Here is a 16,558-nt window from a genome sequence, read left to right on the forward strand (position 1 = left end):
TTCTTATTTATCTATTTTGATTTTTTCTTATCTAGCCAACGTTGCAATGCTTTTTGTTGTACCATTCTAGTGGCACGTGCATGCTTACGTTTTTGTTTTTTATCATACTCATAGCTTGATTTAGATTGATTAATCAACGCACGTTCTTCTTCAATCTTCTTACTAATTTGTTTAACATTCTTACCATTATTTAATTGAGCGAACATGATTGATTGTGTACGCATATCCTCTAAACCATCTAATCGTTTATGTCTAGCACCTTTTATCATCTGTTCCCACTCGTGTGGAGTGAGGAGTTCTAATTCAGGTACAGGAATATAACCGATTAGTTGTATGGTCTTTTCGATTACATAATCAAAGTCTAAGCCTTGATTTCGTACGGCGGATTGCCCGTGATTTCCTCGTACAGTTCCACGAACAGTTCCTGAGACTCCTTCGCTTTCTCTTTGTCTTCGCCTTTCTTCGTCTGAGATGAACGCTTCATCATAAACCAAAGGGTCTGCAATTTTCCCTTGTAGTAACCATCTTCATTTAACATGCGTAGCGCACCAACGAAGTATGGTTTTAAATCACCCGTCTCAGCTGCAATGTCCTCAATTGTTGTTGCAATTTCTTCAAAAGACGGTTGTTCTTTTAAATAATGAGAAGTGGCACTATGCCAAAATTCAATGAGTTTATCTGGATCTTGTTGCATTAAGCCCATGAATATGGAAGTTACGCCATCGGTTTCTAACTTTTTACCTGTTTCTTCGTCTACTTCATTAGTAGCGTACTTCTTAGCCGTTTTACCAAATAAATAAGTACCTTTAGCTTTAAAAATCTTGTCATTAATTCTGATTTCAGTAATTGATTCAGTCATGTTTTACAAATCCCTTCAAAATAGATAAATAAAAAAGAGTGGCATACGCCACCCTATAATTAAACGTTTTGTGAGTCTACCGTTTCTAAATCGCCTGTCTCTTGACCAATAGTTTCGTAAGCAACTTGACCTGCTAATGATGGATCTAGGATTTCGTCTGGAAGTTTTGGTTCTTCTCCATCAGCAGAATTCAGCTTAACTTTAAGCGATACTTCAATGTTATCTTCTTCATCATCTACAGAAAGTGAACGTGATTCAGGAATAACATATGCAAATGTTGAATTATGTGTAGCAGTTTCTCCTGTATCAATTAAAGTGTTATCGATAATCCAGAATCGCATTTGTCGTCCATATTTACATGCTTCTTTAAAATCTCTATCAGCTCTGAATGTTGGGTCATAAGGGAATGTTACTGAGATTGTTTCTTCAACAACACCTCCACTCCAATCTTTACGATTACCTTTGATTGATTCTCTTAATTCATTTTCCATTTCATGAGAAAACTCACTTGTACCAGTTAGTACATAATTTTCTGCAGTCGCTTCTGCAGTCGGTACATCTGCAGGAATACCAAGTAATGTCCATTTATCTACTGCCATTTAACTCATCCTTTCAAATAATAGTTTGTGACGAACGGTATAAACAATTCTCAAAACACCATGTGATGTCTTATTGTCTATATCATTCATCACTTGTTCGTTTGATAGTCTTACTTTTGTTATTTCATAGCCATCAAAACTGAATGGCTTTTGCTTAGCGTAATACTTCAACATTCTTAATAACTCACGACACTCAGGTTTACTATCAGCGTATATATGCATTTGTACTGCTATGTCCTCATGCATGCCTGTAGATGATTCAGATTCGATTACATCTGTTTCCCCAACAATTGCATAAGGTTTAATCAAATCCATCTTCATGCCATCGTATATACCAGTCACTTTAGCTTTTAGCGGTGACTGCAATAAGTGGTTAAACAAAGCGTTATATAACGGCTCGTGAGCAGATACCCAGTTACTCATACAATCACCTCCTAATTACTAAAGTAGTTTTTGAAATACTGACCTGTGATATCAAGTGATGGAAACCAGAAAGGCTGTGCAACCATACCGTAGGTAGTATAAAATCTGCCATCTTTGTAGTAAGTCCACGGAATTTTCTTAGCACGTGAGCCACCACCGCCTGATACAGCATGGATACCTGTACCAAACTCAAGCCAAATAGGAACCATACCTAGCACAAATACCTCAGCTGAGATAGTACTCCCACTTCGTGTGACTGCAGTTTTAGTGATTCCTTCTCGTGTCTCGCCTGTATCTACAGCAATTCTTCTACGAGTTTCGTTGTAGTGGATATCACGAGTGGTCTCAACACCTTTGATGGTTTGAGCAATAGTTTTGTCACTAAAAGCTTTCAAAGCACTTGCGAGTTTATTTCTAGCCATTGGCAAGCCTCCTCACAGGTGCAGACATAATTTCATGTTGACCGCCCTGATCTTGTAGGTCGCCAACAAACTCATAGCGTTCACCATCGTAAATAAAAACGTCTAGACGAGTAATATCCGAGCCGTAAGGCACGTACAGAACTCTATCTAGACGTATATCTAAACTATGGTAATTCGCTTGCTGAGATGTACTAGGCGTGTCCATGAACGCTTTTAAATAGTGTGTGGATGTGTTGACTACTTCTTTTGGTGGATAGACTGTGTCGTCCACAATACGCTCTGTACGCTCGATTATGATTGTGTGAGGAAATTCATCCAAGTACATTATTTACCACCCCACGATACCTTTCTATACGGTTTGAGTAGCTTGTATAGCTTATCTTCGTATTCATTATCAAAAGAGTAGCTAACTGTACCCATTGACCGACTCGAAAGCCCTGGATTGTGGAACTCAATCATCTTAGCGATAAACTCCTGCACAGTGAGTGGATAAGGCTCTATGAATACTTGATTACAGTATTCTGATGCAACGCCTGCATAATGTGGAATGAGCGCTTCAATGCTTGCATCCTTAGATGTGTCATCGAGCGCCCATTTATTAATAATCTTCACTTTATCTGCATCCATTTTTATCACCTATCCTTCCAACAGTGAAATTAAGTCTGCTTTTAGGTCACTAGAAGAATATTCAATTCCTCTTTCATCTAACATTCCTTTAAGTTCTGCGACGGTATACTCACTGTAATCAGGCGCTGATGCCTGTGCGATTACTCCCCCGTCGCTGCTGCTAAAGGGACTTTCACCACACCGTCAAGACGTTCAGGGAACATTAAGATACCTGATACTGCTAATGTCTGTTGAGTGAATGATTCGTCGTGCAAGAAGTGTTTCATTCCAATGAATCCAGTTGAATCAGAAGTTAGACCGAACTGTCTAGCCACATCAGAAGTACTTGAATTGATGTAAGCAAGCACTAAGTTTTCAGATGCAGTCGCATATACGCTACCTTGTGCAACTTGCGTAGAAGTAAACACGATAGTACCTGTCACATCTGTGTAGTAGTTCAGACCAAATGAAGATTCAAGTGTTAATTGCTTGTCTGCAATTGCTTGTGCAACATCCATTGGATGCGCAAATACAACAACACGGATTGTGTCATCTTCAAATACAGTCTGTAATGCACCCCATGAAGTCGCTAGTGCACCTTGTAGCCCATTCGCTTCATTCAGGTTAGTTTGAGCTTCACCCGATTGTACAAGGTCAAATAAGTCTGTTCTAATGTCTTTTTGAATTTCTTTTACAAGTGCATCATCAGTGTAAGCGACTGCTTGGTCAGCGCCGTAAGTTTGAATTGCTTCACCAGAAGTTGCTTTACGATATTTTTTAAGTGTGATTTTCTTTTCTTCAAGGACAGCTGGTGTCACTCTAGAAAGTGGAATGATTTCACCTTCAGGTACGTTACCGTCTGCCAGTTCTACAGTTGGCTTACCAAGTAATTCAATCTTCATACCTGATTGCACTGGCATTAATCGTGAGATACCGATTGCTCTTTGGAAGTCACGTAGTGATTCTTCAAAGCGGTATACATAATCAATTGACTTCTCACGGAAGTTATCTAGGTTTGCTACCGTTTGTAAGTTTTGCTCAGGAAAGTCTTGTGCAGCAAAGTGTTGAATGTTTAATTTGTACTTTAAATCATACTGTTTGTTCTTTGTCATATTTAAAACTCCTTTTTAATTAAATAGATTCATATTTTCTTTAATCGCTTTTTGACGTGCGATAGGGTCTGTCATGCCCATAATTTGTTCCTTAGTCATAGACTGTGGAGGATTGCCATCTTGTGGCGTTCTGCCTGTCTTACCTTTTGGTTGCTCGAATAGATAAGGTTTAGACTCACGTAAAGCAGTGATTTTGTCGTCAAGACCTTTCACTGTGTCACCGTCAAGCTCTAAGTCCGATTTATCTAGCAACGCTAGTACATCGTCTGGATCATTCGCATCTTTAGCTACTGCCAACTTGATTGCATTGTTCAAACGTGTACTCTGTAATTCTTGTTCGTACTTCTCGTTATTGGCTTTGTATTCGTCTAACTGTTTCTGTAAATCTTCGTTGTTCGTTGTTGATTTCTTAAGGTCTTCAATCTGTTCGTCACGGTTTTTAAGTTCATCATTCGCAGAATCGAGTTCAGCTTTGTAATCATTCGCCTTCTTTTCCATTTCCGCAATATTATTGTGATGTTCATTTATTACTTTCGTTACCGTTTCTTCTTCCAGTCCAAGTCCTCTAAGAAATTCTCTTTGCATTGGCATTTATAATCATCCTTTACAGTTGTTTGTTATCGCAGGTCTCTCTCCTGCACGAGGTTTGCACAATAACGCTTGTGCGAGCATTAAAAATAGACCTTTTAACGTCTTATCTAGGACGAGTCAATGTATGACTATCAAGATATTGCCACTCTTATCATCATGGCAGACCACCTCCTCTAATGAGTTTTCGTGCTTGTGTTAATAAAGCATCACTCCCTTCAGAGGTTTATATTCCTTTTTCTTCTTTCCATTTCTGTATATCTTCTCGTTGCTTTTCACCAATTTTCATATTAATCATAGGCTTACTTCTGTTTATTTTCTTCAACTCTTTAGTTATTTCAGCCGTGTTCTTTGCAATATCTTTTAGGTACTGTTCGATTTTGTCTTTCATTATTAGACCTCCCAACTCGCAATCCTTATTAGAATGACTAACAAAATGACAATAAAAATAAGCAACATACCTTGAAAGTAGTCGCCTTGGGAAATTACGTTAATCGCAGATAACAAGCTAAGAACTGTCATGATGACAAGGAATACTGTTGCCTCATTCCATACCATATTAATATCCCCAACTGCCATCTTTCTTTTTATGAAAGCCACGTTGTACCATTTGTCTAAAACGTTTTGCATCAGTCATTAAATTATGTTGAGTACGTTCTTCGGTGTTCATTGATGCATTTTTGTACCACATCATACGCTTTGATAACTGTTCGTAGTAATCAGGTGCAATATTATCTTCATTGAATTGCAACCAAACTTGATATTCATCAAATGAAGTACGTTCATATACATCTCGATGTTCTTCGCTTAAAAATTCATCGTCCATATGATCTAACTCAATTCCATTCACTCTATAACCTACCGAACATCTACACCCCATGTTTTCTTGCATCTGATTGATACCTATCATCATACGAGGACCTTTACCATAGGTTGCAGTTGACTTAGAGTAAAACAGACCTTCTGAATCCGCAACTTGACCATCTAAGATAACGTGAGTAGGACGTACCCTAGTATCTCGCTGAGATATCCAAATACGTTTTAACTTGCTACCTTCATCAACAAAACGTTTGCCACGTTCTTTATCGTCGAATTTAAAGCCTTTTGGCGCTTTCTCAGCCGTTTTGTTTAACTGTTCAATAGCTTTCTCATATTTATCACCAAGTTCTATTTCCGCTAATGATTCAGCACGTCCGATTTCATGAGTAGAAACTTTTTGTACTCTTGAAGTATACTTATTCGCTATACGCTTTAACTTTAATTTAGTTGAACGTGGACTTTCATTGTTAATGACTCCAGAATTTAGTGTACCTTTGACTTCTCTTAACATGCTTGTTCGGTGAGAAGATAAAGTATTGAGTAAGTCGAATTCTTCGGTGTCTCGTTTAAGAAATTTTTTAAGCTCTAATAACATAGGAAATGCAATTACAGGAACAATTCCAGTCATTCCAGACAATAAAAAAGCACTACCCAATGTCGAATGGATAAATGCCAATACTTGAGCATATGCGATTGTAGTATATAGTGTTGAATAATCTTTTGTAATGTCTTGTTCAACTTGTTTAATTGCTTTCTGTAAACGATTGTACTTATTCAGATTTTCTAAGCTTTCTTCTTCAGAATAACTACTAACCATTGACTCATACATTGAAATAATCTCATTAATTCTTGATTGTAACTGTTGATTGATGCTGTTCTCAGTCATTCCGATAAGCACATCAATTTGACGTCCTAAATCATTCCAATTCATCATCCTCAACTCCCTTTATTGGAAGTTCTGTATCAATTCGGTCATCTTCACTTTCCATACGTTCCTTTTCGCCTTCCAAGTCTGATACCCACGGATGATTCTCAATGATTGTATCTTGACTGATAAGCGTTTGTGACATACTAGCGATTTGAGATTGCTCTAATTCATTGACCATGCGGTTAATGCTAAAGGAAATTTCCACTTCATTGGCAATCTCACCATTATCATCTGAAAACTCAAATACAAACCATAGCAGCTGTTTGATTGATGGTATTGCTTTACGTATTAAGTCTTTCACTTTTAAATCTAAGTCTGAATACAAGAATCTTAGCGCTATACCAGACGGGCTATTTCCTAGGCTCTGGCGTTGGAAATCAATCCCACGACCATAATCGTAGATATACTTTCTTAACTGCTCTAGCCACTCATTTGACGATTTAACAGGTACTTCAATCTGAATCGTGTCTACTCCACCGTCACCATCAACATTAATGGCTTTATAGTGTTTTAAGTTCCGCATAAACGTGGATAGATTTTCACCTTCATAACCTTTTAATACATAGATTAATTCAGTCGCTTCATCAAACGTGTTCTGTACGTTACTTGTCTGATTATCCATTGCATCAATCAACGCTTTGTAACGCCATATATCGCCCACTGCTTGAGAATTGTTCTTAAATGGTATAAATGGTACCCTTCCCCAACTAACGTCGTCTAGGTGTGTTGTAGGGTTACTCTCATCCATTCCGTGATACCAACCTAAATGAAGTCGATTGTCTAGATAGATGTAGTAAGTGACATCTTCTTTAGTCCAGTACTCCACTCGTCTTTCACGTTCGTATGTGTAACTACGTATAACTGCTTCTAACTCTCGTTCTTTTCTATCTGCATAGATTGGTACGATTTGTTCTGCAGGTATCTGCATGAACTTAAACTCGCCATCTTCATTTACGAATGGATGTAACCACTCAATGCCTTTGTTAGACGATGCAATGAATATGTCGTTCAAATCATCATCAAATTCATAGCCGAGTAGCTCATTTATTTTCTTTGTAACACTTTCGTCTTTATGCTTGAAACTCACTGGATTGGTGAGAGCATGACCAACCTTTTGGTCTACTAGGTTCGCATGTATTGGGTGTGTAATTCGCCAGTCTGGCTTATCGTAATCAGGTACACCTTCAGCATTCTTTGGTACATCTCTATCTTTAATATCATTTTTGTTGTCGTAATATTTCTGACCAGTCTCATATATCCTTACATTATGTTGATGTTGTTTAAGTAATCGTATAATCATTTCTTCTTGGGTTTCATGTTCAGGCTTAACACCTGCAAGTAATACTTCATCGTGTGGTGTAGTAAATGGATCCATGCCATCCCTCCTTATTTAAGAATACTCATTGTTGGTGCTTTCATATCAAGACTTAAACTATAGCGAGTTGCATCTATCGTATGATTATCTTTATCTTGCAATCTTGGTTTCACATTGCCATCTTTGTCTGTTTCATAGTCAATGTTTTCAAATTCTCTTGCGATGTTCGGTGTACGTTTCGGGTCAATGACAATTGCATCTAAGTCGTCTAACCAACGCTCACCAAACTCTACGCTGTCCTTGCCTTTTTTAGCACCTTTAATACGACGAATACCATGTTGCTTACGCAATTCATCAATACTCTTAGGCTCTGCACTATCAGCTAAGATGTACTCATCTTGATAACCTTTTTTAATAATCTCTTGAGCTAACTCCCTATTGCTCATCTTCACTTTATATATTTCATCAATTGCATATATCATTCGTTTCTTTTTGTCATAGTGCCAGACGACAAAAGCGTTCGGATCAGTTGCATATCCAAAGTCATTTCCATAACGATAATTATCAAATGTTGCTAACTCATCATCTGTAATCGTTCTAAATTCTAAGTTATCGAATGGTACAACACCTGAGCCAATCGCTTCGCCTAAATACTCATGTCTGTATTTACGTTCATTACGCTCTTTTGTCGCTTCTGCTTCTTCGATGAATTGTTTTGATATAAAAGGATTGTCTAAGTAAGTTGAGTGATGTACAAAGCTGTTTGATGCGATAAACGCTGATTCATACTTTTTATTCACCCAGCTAGATTTCCTTTTCGGGGGGTTATACGAGTAAAAGAATTTATAAAAAAGACCATTATCCAATTCACCACGTAGCAGTGAGTTAGTAATGGTCGTCACTTCATCTTCTGTTAAAAACTCCGCAAGTTCTTCTATCCACGCTATAGCGAAAGGGAACTCTGCTGATTTCAATGACTTAATACGCTCAGGCTCTTTAGCGCCTCTGAATACCATGTAGTTGCCACGAGGTAAATACGTAATTCTCATCGGTGATTTATTCACTTTAAACAGATGACTTACCTTCTGTTCTGATATAGCCCACTTAATCTGTTCAAAGATAGATAACTCAATCGTGTTGTCAATCTTACGTATGCCTACTGCATTAACTGGATATCGCATAAGCATCTGTACAATTACATGAGCAATGTCTGACGACTTACCACTACCACGTCCACCTTTGCATACAACGTTGAGTATGTTTGGATCTAGTGATGCTTTCCAGAACGTATGGAACGCTTTAGGAATAAGTTCTGATATCTTAATTGATGTCGTCAACAAAACTCACCTCTCCTGTATGTTCAATCGATTGCTCGACTCTATCTCTGTACTTGTGAGGTAATCTATTCTTCAATGCAAAGATGAGGGATGTCGGATTGGCGTGCTCATACTTCCTCACAGTTACAATCTCGCCTTGGTTAGTTACTGTTTCTTCTTCGTAGTAGTAACCAGTTGCTCTCTTATGCAAAGCGTTCTCTAATTGATAGTCAGCTTGTTCCTTACCCGTTTTTATGGCAGTCATAAAAGCTTTTTCTTCTTTTTTCCACTTCTTCACCGTGTTCCAAGAAACACCTAAATTCTTAGCGACCTGCTCATCAGTTAGTCCATCTCTTTTCCATCCTTCTACTAGATCTAACTTGTCATCAATCTCTAATCTTTCGTAATAACTTTTCCTAGCCAATCTCATCACCTCCTTGTATTTATTTATTACTTCAATACTGCCAACACAACCTCTATCTAATAAATGTGAAAGTATGTTTGACAGTATTCAAATAACAAACAAAAAAGACACCACGTAATGTGATGTCTTGCGTTCTATATGAGGGAGGACTCATGGCGTGAGTCTGTTTGGTCTACTCAGTGGTGTTTTACCACTCCGACCCGCCTTCAATTTTAGATTAAAATTCATTATTTAGTCGATTTTTTCTAATAATTCAAGTTTATCAAGTTTTTCTAGTCTTGCAGTAAGTAGCATATTTCTTTCATAATCTGATGCACTCTTTGAGATGATAAATTTAGCTCATTCGCTATTTCCTTATAGGTTTTTCCACATAATCTCAAATGGAACACACTATTCATCTTCTCATCCAGTATTCTGTCCATTCTATTTTGAACATATAAAACCTTATGCTCTAACCTTGATAACTCTTTATCCATTCTGAGCAATCTTTGTACTTCATTCTGTATTGGATCACTATTGTTCCCTTGCGGTTTAGGTAGTGTTGCTTCTATTCCATATTGAGCAATATTACCACCACTCACTACACCTTGGTAATTCTTCCTTAATTCATTAATTCTAGAGATGTAATATGGATAATCATTTATTAAATCCATAATCTTTTCAATTGAATATCTTTTAGTCGCATAACTCATAAATCATCTACACCTCTTGTATATTAATTTTCACGTGGTCAGCGTGTCCGTACTCTTTGTTCAGCGATAGTGTCACTACCTGTGAATCATCCCTGTATACAACATTGTTACATGCATCTAGTATGGTTTTAGCAAGATTATCGAGATCGGGCTTCTTTGTGTAATACAAAGCCCCTTCTTCTATCGCCTTTAATTTCTTCTTGGTGTAGCTTTTCGGTGGTGCGAATACAAATGTAATACTTACCTTCAACGGGCGCTCTGTGATGTGCTTGTGAGCCTTATTCATGGCATTCTTCGCATGTATCTTAATCATCTGCTTATACGTTGTACTTTTACTTGTGTTGTATGTCCTCGTCTTACCACTCGGTGTCCTTACTACCCTTGGTCGTGGCATGGCAACTGGTGTACCCATTACGTAGAAGTCAATCATCATTATCACGTCCTAATATCTCTTTTACCTTATCTAAAATACTCTTACCTCCACTGGTCTGTTCCGTCGAACCAGGCACTACCGATGCACCTCGTTATTTTCGGATAGAGAAATGACTGTTCCGTTCATCTTATCTGCTATAAAATTAGCGGTTGCTTCATCCTCATAAAACTTAATGCCTTTTTCTTGTGGTTGCGAAGTTAGATGATAAGCACCAATACTTTCCCACTCATTTGATAAAAATAAGTCTTTGACTTTAACTATATATAATTCCATTACTTAACCTCCTTATCTGTACTACCAAAGCCGTTAGATCCTCTAGCACTCTGAGTGTCGAATTGGTCTACTATTTCTAGAATTGGTAAAGCGATTGGTGAGACAACTAACTGTGCAATCTTTTCACCTTTCTTAACTAGATAATTCGACTTGTTCAATGTGTCTGCTATAACACCAATTTCCCCGTTATACCCACTATCCACAGTGCCAAGAATCACTCTTAGATTCGTTTTAGACGACTTACCAGATCGTGGTCTAATCTGTCCTTCATAACCTGGTGGAATGTTGACTGCGATACCAGTTGGTATAACACTCGCATGTGTGTAAGTGACTAGAGTGTCCTCGCTATCGTATAGGTCTAAGCCAGCGTCGTGTTTGTGACTTCTAGTCGGCAATGTAGCCGATTCACTGAGTTGTTTGATTTGTAATTTATTCATGTTATCCATTCCTCCACCATTTAAATATTGCGTAACCTAACATACCTACCAACGTTACTGCCGAGCCGACAAACAGACTGAATATAAAAATGAGTTCGAGTCCGATTTGAGTCATGGTAGCTGACCTTTGTACTTACATATGATTTCTACTACATCCTCAGAAAGCCATAGGTGTGCATAATCTTTAGTTGGCGATGATTCAAACACTTTTAAAATTTCATCAAACGCCTTCGCCTTCGCTTCGTACTCGTCAGCTTTGGCAGCTTGTGCGTATACGTGGTCGATTTCATCGATTTTATCGTAGTATCTATTAGATTCACTTTCATAATTACAGTTAGGTTCTGTCCCAATATCTAAAAGTATCTCTTCTTTAAATTCATAACTCATTCTTCATCACACTCCCACACGAGTTCTAGACGTCCGTTGATTAGAGCGTGTATACAGTTAGTTTCTTCGTCTTTGATTTCAGCTATAGTGTATGCATGTTCGTCGTAAGTAAAAACCCAGCCATTGATGTTCAATTCTACTAAAACTTCAAACACCGTATCTTCCGTAATCGGTTCTTCGACTTCGACCTCAAATAAATCCGTGTACAAAATTTTATTGTCTACCTCTTCTAATATAAATCCACCTAAATCTATCCAAACAGAACCTTCTTCTCTTTCAATGACTCGATAGTCCCCATGTTTATAAATTCCTGCTTGGACTCCTTTAACTAATTCGAAAAAATCAATTTGTTTAGTCGTCTTAATCGTCTTTAACATTTAGTTGTCCTCCCTTAAAATTTTCTGTGTGTGTAATTGTGATAGTCTTTCTCAGTCATTATTACAACGTATTTACCTTCACCACTGTCATACTTACCGTGGTGAAAAGCTCCACCGCATTTGAATAAGTACCAAACTATAAATGAATGTACAAACCTCTTAATCGTCTTTAACATTTAGTTGTCCTCCTCATAATCTTCCAAAATTTCATTTATCACATCTCTCATATTCTTTAAAGCATTTACCGCTTTCTTGCCATTGTTATTAACTGAATACAGGTGGCTATCAATATTTTTTACTGAATCTAATAAATCGTTTATAAGTAACCAAGTAATTTCTTCTTTCACACCTAAATTTTCATTAGATTGATTATCAAAATTTGTTTCTCCTATCGCATTACTCGACCCTACAATAGCTTTGATTGATTCAGATATATGTTCAATTTTTCTTTTGTTATCCATTTACTCGTCCTCCTCAGGCACATTCTCTTTAATCTCTTGTTTCAATTCTTCGCTAATCTCATCATCACTCATTATTCTGTACTCTAAATACTCAATCTGTTCTGTTTTACGTGAGTAGTCTTGTTGCAAATCGTTATAGCCTTCGTATAACTTGTCATATGCTTCCTGTAAGGCTTCATAGTCATCTAATAGAACTTCGTACCTCGCATCGTCTGTATGGCTCTGTACAGTGTTTAAAATGAGTCCTAAGAGGATTACGGCAATGACTGTTCTGATGATTAGGTTCATACGCTCACCCTTTCCGCCACTTCTTTCGGTATCACTTCTGTAAGCTCACGATCAGAGATGAATTGTTTATACTCAGATTTACTGAGATAAAGTATTTCTGTATTCTTTTTCAACAAGACTGACACAGGCACGAGCTTGTAACCTTCTTCAATCGGTATTGCGGTGTACATGTAATTCTGATTAGCGTTGTACAGTCGCTTACGGTACTTGAAGCCGAATTGTTTTTCGGTGAATAATTCGAGTTGTTGCATGTAGTACCTCCTAAAACATTGTAATTTGTTCTGCTTTACTTGCAGGATTGTATATCTTTCTCGCATGGCTTAATGCGTTTTCGTTTGCCTTTACGGTGTCGTTACAGTAAGCAAGCGAATTATCTCTTGTATGCAATTTGTGCAACTTGTCCGCTCGTCTGTAATACACATCAAAACCATACTTACCTTTAGCGATTTTCTCAGCTTGATTTATGATGTTCTCTAGCTCGTTAAGTGTTAGTTCAATACGTTCTGTGACGATTATGTTCTTCGCACCGTTAATTGTTTGTGTCACGTATGTGCAGTCATCATTCATTAAGCAAATGTCAAATGTCTTTTTCATAGCAGATCGTCTAAACTAAGTTGATTTCCAAATCGGTCTATATAAAGTTTTTCGAACTTACTTAATAAATCTCCATAAAACCTTTTCGGAATGTGATGTAGAAAATTATTTTTATCATCACTCTCATGGATTCTAATAAAGTTGTAATTGTAAGGATTCTCTCCTACGTAACTCAAACCATCGTAGTTACCGATTTCCACAAAGTTCTTAGTGCCTTCACTGCTTGCATATATCGTTAGTTGCTTCATAGCAAGTCCTCCAAAGTTACTTGTTCACCAGCTAATGAATTGAGCCCCCTATTGTTCTTGTATTCTTCAAAATCTTCTAAAGGTATAAATTCATTGTCGTAGTAAATTGATTCGTTGTAGACTACCTTGTAGGCGTTTTTAGCCTTATCAAAAGTAGCAGTACCGACAGGCTCTGTACCACGCATGTACAAATTCAATACTTTAGCCATCAGCCCCACCCCTTGAAGCACTGATCGAATAAATGCTTACTGTACTCAGACGGTTTCCATACTACTGGTGCAACAGGTCTAGTTTTGTATACTTGAATCTGTTCTCTACGTTCCTTGACGGTTTTTGGTGCGTGTTTTTCTTTTATCCCTTTACGTTGAATCACTGTCTCACCTTCCAAAACGATTAATTTTTTATGCAAGTTGCGTTCTTCGGCAACATTTGAGCGTATAAACTTTAAAGTCTGTAGAGTCTCGCCACTGGCTTCTGCGATTTCATCTAATGTGCCAGTTGCGATAAATCGCTCACCGATGTAAAAAGCGAATACTTGCTCTTTAGTACCGACTTCACGCATTGTATAGCGTTCTGTAGGCTTTCTGATTAATTTAGTGACATAACCTTGACTACGCCCAATTTGTTGTGCAATCTCACTTGTTGAGCCTTCCATCAACAAACGTCCGTTATCATAAATTTCAAATATTCTCGTTTTCCTTATTGCTCTACTCATGCCGTTCACCTTTCTTTAAAACGCTAACGCTTTGACATCTTCAACCTGGTAACCCATTTCATTCAGCTGTTGCACCATTTTCTTCGGATACACCATTGGCGTTTGTGCGTTTATTGAGTTGTAGTATTTAATACGTCCTATCACTTCAAATACTTCTTGATTACTTATGTTCTTACTCTTCTTCTTTTTCTTGTATTTCCTTACAGGTGTACTAACTGCTTGTTCTACAGTCCAACCAATTTCTAGTCTCCACTGAATCAATCCATCACTAATACCAATTGCATTCGCTTGTTCACGTTGTGTTTTTGTGATGTGATTCCCTTTATAATTCATGCCACCTGTATAAACTAGCGGTGCCTGGGTAATTGCTCGTTCTACTTCCCAACCAGAGTGCAACCGATTAGATAACGTTTTATCTTTAATACCGTTAGATTTAGCAATTGATCGTTGTTTCTTGCTCAAATCTCGTAAGCCCGTCATCGCTATCCCTCCATAAATACACCAATACATCCGCTAATTTAGCCCTTACAGTCGATTGTGGCTTACTCAATAAGAAATCTATCCAACCTTCCCCAAACAACTCCAAAGCGCTTATATCGTCTTTTGTGATGGTCTCACGTCGTTCCAATTTTCCTGCCAGTGCCATCTCTGGACTGACAGGTAAGTCTAATTCAGTTAGTCGCATAACTTTATCCTCCGATTCGGTAGTCTTTACCGTTCAAGATGATGGTGTCTTTACGGTTCATCATCCGTGTAAAGATTTGATTCATCTTCATAGACTTCTTAAAGTCCTTGCTTGAATAATTGGTCGTGTAAATCGTACTCTTATTCATACGAGCATCAGTAATCTTGTACAGCTCTTTTGCTTCCCAGTTGTTCTGTTCAGCGTTGACTTCATCGAGTATTAATAGATCAGCATCTTTAGCCATGTAATAAATGCCATCCGTTTTACCGTCTGTATCTTTTGATGTGGTCACCATCATGTCGAAGTAATCCGCAAACTTGATGAAAAGTACTTTGTAGTTCTCTTTTATCAATGCGTTTCTGATAATTGCTGACAGATAGGTCTTGCCAGTTCCGAATGAGCCTTGTATTACTAGTCCACGACCATTTTTTAGCTTATCGTCAAAGTTATTAATATAGTCTTTAGCAACTTCAATCGCTTTCGCTTGTTGGTCTGTATCAACGTTTAAATCCTCAAACTGTGCATTTTGATACTCAATATCAATCACAGATGCATTGATAAACTTCTTAGTGTTCAAGTCATTCTGTATTGCATTTACTTTTTCAGTCGCTTTACATATACAACCAGTGATTGTGGTTTCTTCTGTACCATCTTGAAAATACTTCGTAAGTTTCTTTAACGGTCGTTTACAGGTCTCGCAATTTTCACCAGTAAACTCAACTTTTGAGTCCTTCATTTTGGCGTACTGCATGTACTGCGCTAATTCCATTTAATCTAACCTCCTAGAAACCTAATTTTTTATACTGTTCTTCTTGCTCTGGTGGTAGTTCGTGTGTGACTTGATTTTTATACTTATTGACTTTACTTCTATTCTCATGATGTTTGATATCTTCAACAGTTTTTAAGTTATGGCCTTTCCAGTCATTTAAGATGCTCTTGTTGTATTTCCAGTTCTTTACACCACGTTGTCTAGATATGTCGATAGTTAGTTCAAGTATTTTTTTAAAGTCATCGAAGTAGTTTTTGTAGTATTCAACATCTTCCATCATGAATTGAGTAATTGATCCAAAGTAATTTTCTAAGAGAGTAGCAGCCGCAGATGGTTTTTGCTCTTCTTCCTCTGACCTATCCTTACCTAACCTATCCTTACCTAACCTTACCTGTGTATCCGAACTGGATACATTTTGTATACATTTTGTATCCATGCCGTCTAAACGTTGATACTGTCGGTTTTTATTCTCTATTAAACTTAATTTCTCCTCTTTATATATCGTTTCGTTATATCTATCTTTTTGAATGTAATTATGGATTTTCCAATCCTTTATAACGACTACTCCACTTTCAAATGGAATCAAAAATTCTTTGCTCAAAAGTATTTTTAAATCATCATCACTTGCACCAACCATTCGTTTTATTGTCTTAACATTTCCGATAAATCCATCATCATCAGCACTCATATTTAAGTGGAAATATAAGCACTGAGTAGACATCGGCATATCTAAAAATGTATCGGTTTCAGTGATTCTTTTACTAAACATTCTGCGTTGAGCCATTGAA

General features: G+C 37.5%; 34 protein-coding genes. All 34 read right to left on the minus strand.

Annotated features, from left to right (window positions below; all coding sequences use genetic code 11):
• Window positions 1-11: 11 nt before the first annotated feature.
• The 34 genes from EYB29_RS06090 to EYB29_RS06255 all read right to left on the minus strand — a co-directional run bounded on the left by EYB29_RS06090 (window position 12) and on the right by EYB29_RS06255 (window position 16,554).
• Window positions 12-269, minus strand: coding sequence for a hypothetical protein (locus tag EYB29_RS06090; RefSeq protein WP_166626846.1), 258 nt, complete (start codon window positions 267-269; stop codon window positions 12-14).
• A 92-nt stretch (window positions 270-361) separates the two neighbouring features.
• Window positions 362-859 (minus strand): tail assembly chaperone, encoded by a 498-nt coding sequence (locus tag EYB29_RS06095; protein ID WP_166626847.1) that lies wholly within the window; start codon window positions 857-859, stop codon window positions 362-364.
• 59 nt (window positions 860-918) lie between these two features.
• Window positions 919-1,458, minus strand: coding sequence for a hypothetical protein (locus EYB29_RS06100; protein WP_166626848.1), 540 nt, complete (start codon window positions 1,456-1,458; stop codon window positions 919-921).
• Complete coding sequence (gene gp17, locus EYB29_RS06105) at window positions 1,459-1,881, minus strand: tail completion protein gp17 (RefSeq protein ID WP_166626849.1); 423 nt, start codon at window positions 1,879-1,881, stop codon at window positions 1,459-1,461. It lies immediately after the preceding gene.
• 11 nt (window positions 1,882-1,892) lie between these two features.
• The gene (locus tag EYB29_RS11710; RefSeq protein WP_166626850.1) at window positions 1,893-2,303 is read right to left on the minus strand and encodes an HK97 gp10 family phage protein; all 411 of its coding nucleotides are present in this window, start codon (window positions 2,301-2,303) and stop codon (window positions 1,893-1,895) included.
• On the minus strand, window positions 2,296-2,628 hold the full coding sequence (locus EYB29_RS06115; RefSeq protein ID WP_166626851.1) for a phage head closure protein: 333 nt from the start codon (window positions 2,626-2,628) through the stop codon (window positions 2,296-2,298). Before EYB29_RS06115 ends, EYB29_RS11710 begins: the two co-directional genes overlap by 8 nt.
• Window positions 2,628-2,930, minus strand: a complete 303-nt coding sequence (locus tag EYB29_RS06120) for a phage head-tail connector protein (RefSeq protein WP_166626852.1) — start codon at window positions 2,928-2,930, stop codon at window positions 2,628-2,630. Before EYB29_RS06120 ends, EYB29_RS06115 begins: the two co-directional genes overlap by 1 nt.
• Before the next feature lie 9 nt (window positions 2,931-2,939).
• The gene (locus EYB29_RS11640) at window positions 2,940-3,071 is read right to left on the minus strand and encodes a HeH/LEM domain-containing protein (RefSeq protein WP_166626914.1); all 132 of its coding nucleotides are present in this window, start codon (window positions 3,069-3,071) and stop codon (window positions 2,940-2,942) included.
• Window positions 3,071-4,021: a phage capsid protein gene (locus tag EYB29_RS06130; protein WP_166626853.1), complete on the minus strand. Its 951-nt coding sequence runs from the start codon at window positions 4,019-4,021 to the stop codon at window positions 3,071-3,073. Before EYB29_RS06130 ends, EYB29_RS11640 begins: the two co-directional genes overlap by 1 nt.
• A 15-nt stretch (window positions 4,022-4,036) precedes the next feature.
• Window positions 4,037-4,612, minus strand: coding sequence for a phage scaffolding protein (locus EYB29_RS06135; RefSeq protein ID WP_240921835.1), 576 nt, complete (start codon window positions 4,610-4,612; stop codon window positions 4,037-4,039).
• Between the two features lie 223 nt (window positions 4,613-4,835).
• Entirely contained in the window at window positions 4,836-5,000 is a 165-nt protein-coding gene (locus tag EYB29_RS06140; RefSeq protein WP_166626854.1) for a hypothetical protein, read from the minus strand.
• 2 nt (window positions 5,001-5,002) lie between these two features.
• Window positions 5,003-5,167 (minus strand): hypothetical protein, encoded by a 165-nt coding sequence (locus EYB29_RS06145; protein WP_166626855.1) that lies wholly within the window; start codon window positions 5,165-5,167, stop codon window positions 5,003-5,005.
• 1 nt (window position 5,168) lies between these two features.
• Window positions 5,169-6,359 carry a hypothetical protein gene (locus EYB29_RS06150; RefSeq protein ID WP_166626856.1) on the minus strand — a complete coding sequence of 397 codons (1,191 nt, stop codon included), beginning with the start codon at window positions 6,357-6,359 and terminating at the stop codon, window positions 5,169-5,171.
• Window positions 6,346-7,731: a phage portal protein gene (locus EYB29_RS06155; protein WP_166626857.1), complete on the minus strand. Its 1,386-nt coding sequence runs from the start codon at window positions 7,729-7,731 to the stop codon at window positions 6,346-6,348. Before EYB29_RS06155 ends, EYB29_RS06150 begins: the two co-directional genes overlap by 14 nt.
• Before the next feature lie 11 nt (window positions 7,732-7,742).
• Window positions 7,743-9,008, minus strand: coding sequence for a PBSX family phage terminase large subunit (locus tag EYB29_RS06160; protein WP_166626916.1), 1,266 nt, complete (start codon window positions 9,006-9,008; stop codon window positions 7,743-7,745).
• Window positions 8,992-9,411 (minus strand): helix-turn-helix domain-containing protein, encoded by a 420-nt coding sequence (locus tag EYB29_RS06165; RefSeq protein ID WP_166626858.1) that lies wholly within the window; start codon window positions 9,409-9,411, stop codon window positions 8,992-8,994. The genes EYB29_RS06160 and EYB29_RS06165 overlap by 17 nt, the downstream gene beginning before the upstream one ends.
• Window positions 9,412-9,683: 272 nt before the next feature.
• Window positions 9,684-10,103: a sigma factor-like helix-turn-helix DNA-binding protein gene (locus EYB29_RS06170; protein ID WP_166626859.1), complete on the minus strand. Its 420-nt coding sequence runs from the start codon at window positions 10,101-10,103 to the stop codon at window positions 9,684-9,686.
• 7 nt (window positions 10,104-10,110) lie between these two features.
• Window positions 10,111-10,533: a RusA family crossover junction endodeoxyribonuclease gene (locus EYB29_RS06175; RefSeq protein ID WP_166626860.1), complete on the minus strand. Its 423-nt coding sequence runs from the start codon at window positions 10,531-10,533 to the stop codon at window positions 10,111-10,113.
• A 78-nt stretch (window positions 10,534-10,611) separates the two neighbouring features.
• On the minus strand, window positions 10,612-10,809 hold the full coding sequence (locus EYB29_RS06180; RefSeq protein WP_166626861.1) for a hypothetical protein: 198 nt from the start codon (window positions 10,807-10,809) through the stop codon (window positions 10,612-10,614).
• Window positions 10,809-11,246: a dUTP diphosphatase gene (gene dut / locus EYB29_RS06185; RefSeq protein WP_166626862.1), complete on the minus strand. Its 438-nt coding sequence runs from the start codon at window positions 11,244-11,246 to the stop codon at window positions 10,809-10,811. The genes EYB29_RS06180 and dut overlap by 1 nt, the downstream gene beginning before the upstream one ends.
• Before the next feature lie 111 nt (window positions 11,247-11,357).
• Entirely contained in the window at window positions 11,358-11,633 is a 276-nt protein-coding gene (locus EYB29_RS06190; RefSeq protein ID WP_166626863.1) for a hypothetical protein, read from the minus strand.
• Window positions 11,630-12,010, minus strand: coding sequence for a hypothetical protein (locus EYB29_RS06195; RefSeq protein WP_166626864.1), 381 nt, complete (start codon window positions 12,008-12,010; stop codon window positions 11,630-11,632). The genes EYB29_RS06190 and EYB29_RS06195 overlap by 4 nt, the downstream gene beginning before the upstream one ends.
• Before the next feature lie 14 nt (window positions 12,011-12,024).
• On the minus strand, window positions 12,025-12,186 hold the full coding sequence (locus EYB29_RS06200; RefSeq protein ID WP_166626865.1) for a hypothetical protein: 162 nt from the start codon (window positions 12,184-12,186) through the stop codon (window positions 12,025-12,027).
• Entirely contained in the window at window positions 12,187-12,471 is a 285-nt protein-coding gene (locus tag EYB29_RS06205) for a hypothetical protein (protein ID WP_166626866.1), read from the minus strand.
• Window positions 12,472-12,759, minus strand: a complete 288-nt coding sequence (locus EYB29_RS06210; RefSeq protein ID WP_166626867.1) for a hypothetical protein — start codon at window positions 12,757-12,759, stop codon at window positions 12,472-12,474.
• On the minus strand, window positions 12,756-13,010 hold the full coding sequence (locus tag EYB29_RS06215; protein ID WP_166626868.1) for a hypothetical protein: 255 nt from the start codon (window positions 13,008-13,010) through the stop codon (window positions 12,756-12,758). The genes EYB29_RS06210 and EYB29_RS06215 overlap by 4 nt, the downstream gene beginning before the upstream one ends.
• Window positions 13,011-13,020: 10 nt before the next feature.
• The gene (locus EYB29_RS06220) at window positions 13,021-13,353 is read right to left on the minus strand and encodes a hypothetical protein (RefSeq protein WP_166626869.1); all 333 of its coding nucleotides are present in this window, start codon (window positions 13,351-13,353) and stop codon (window positions 13,021-13,023) included.
• Window positions 13,350-13,601: a hypothetical protein gene (locus tag EYB29_RS06225; RefSeq protein ID WP_166626870.1), complete on the minus strand. Its 252-nt coding sequence runs from the start codon at window positions 13,599-13,601 to the stop codon at window positions 13,350-13,352. Before EYB29_RS06225 ends, EYB29_RS06220 begins: the two co-directional genes overlap by 4 nt.
• Window positions 13,598-13,810 carry a hypothetical protein gene (locus EYB29_RS06230; RefSeq protein WP_166626871.1) on the minus strand — a complete coding sequence of 71 codons (213 nt, stop codon included), beginning with the start codon at window positions 13,808-13,810 and terminating at the stop codon, window positions 13,598-13,600. The genes EYB29_RS06225 and EYB29_RS06230 overlap by 4 nt, the downstream gene beginning before the upstream one ends.
• Window positions 13,810-14,316: a hypothetical protein gene (locus tag EYB29_RS06235; protein ID WP_166626872.1), complete on the minus strand. Its 507-nt coding sequence runs from the start codon at window positions 14,314-14,316 to the stop codon at window positions 13,810-13,812. The genes EYB29_RS06230 and EYB29_RS06235 overlap by 1 nt, the downstream gene beginning before the upstream one ends.
• Before the next feature lie 15 nt (window positions 14,317-14,331).
• A complete protein-coding gene (locus tag EYB29_RS06240; protein WP_166626873.1) occupies window positions 14,332-14,796 on the minus strand; it encodes a hypothetical protein in 465 nt (154 codons plus the stop codon).
• Window positions 14,750-15,001, minus strand: coding sequence for a hypothetical protein (locus EYB29_RS06245; RefSeq protein WP_166626874.1), 252 nt, complete (start codon window positions 14,999-15,001; stop codon window positions 14,750-14,752). The genes EYB29_RS06240 and EYB29_RS06245 overlap by 47 nt, the downstream gene beginning before the upstream one ends.
• Window positions 15,002-15,005: 4 nt before the next feature.
• Complete coding sequence (locus EYB29_RS06250) at window positions 15,006-15,770, minus strand: ATP-binding protein (protein WP_166626875.1); 765 nt, start codon at window positions 15,768-15,770, stop codon at window positions 15,006-15,008.
• 13 nt (window positions 15,771-15,783) lie between these two features.
• Window positions 15,784-16,554 (minus strand): DnaD domain protein, encoded by a 771-nt coding sequence (locus EYB29_RS06255; RefSeq protein ID WP_166626876.1) that lies wholly within the window; start codon window positions 16,552-16,554, stop codon window positions 15,784-15,786.
• Window positions 16,555-16,558: the final 4 nt, after the last annotated feature.

The sequence above is a fragment of the Jeotgalicoccus sp. S0W5 genome (assembly GCF_011634875.1).
Lineage (GTDB): Bacteria > Bacillota > Bacilli > Staphylococcales > Salinicoccaceae > Jeotgalicoccus > Jeotgalicoccus marinus.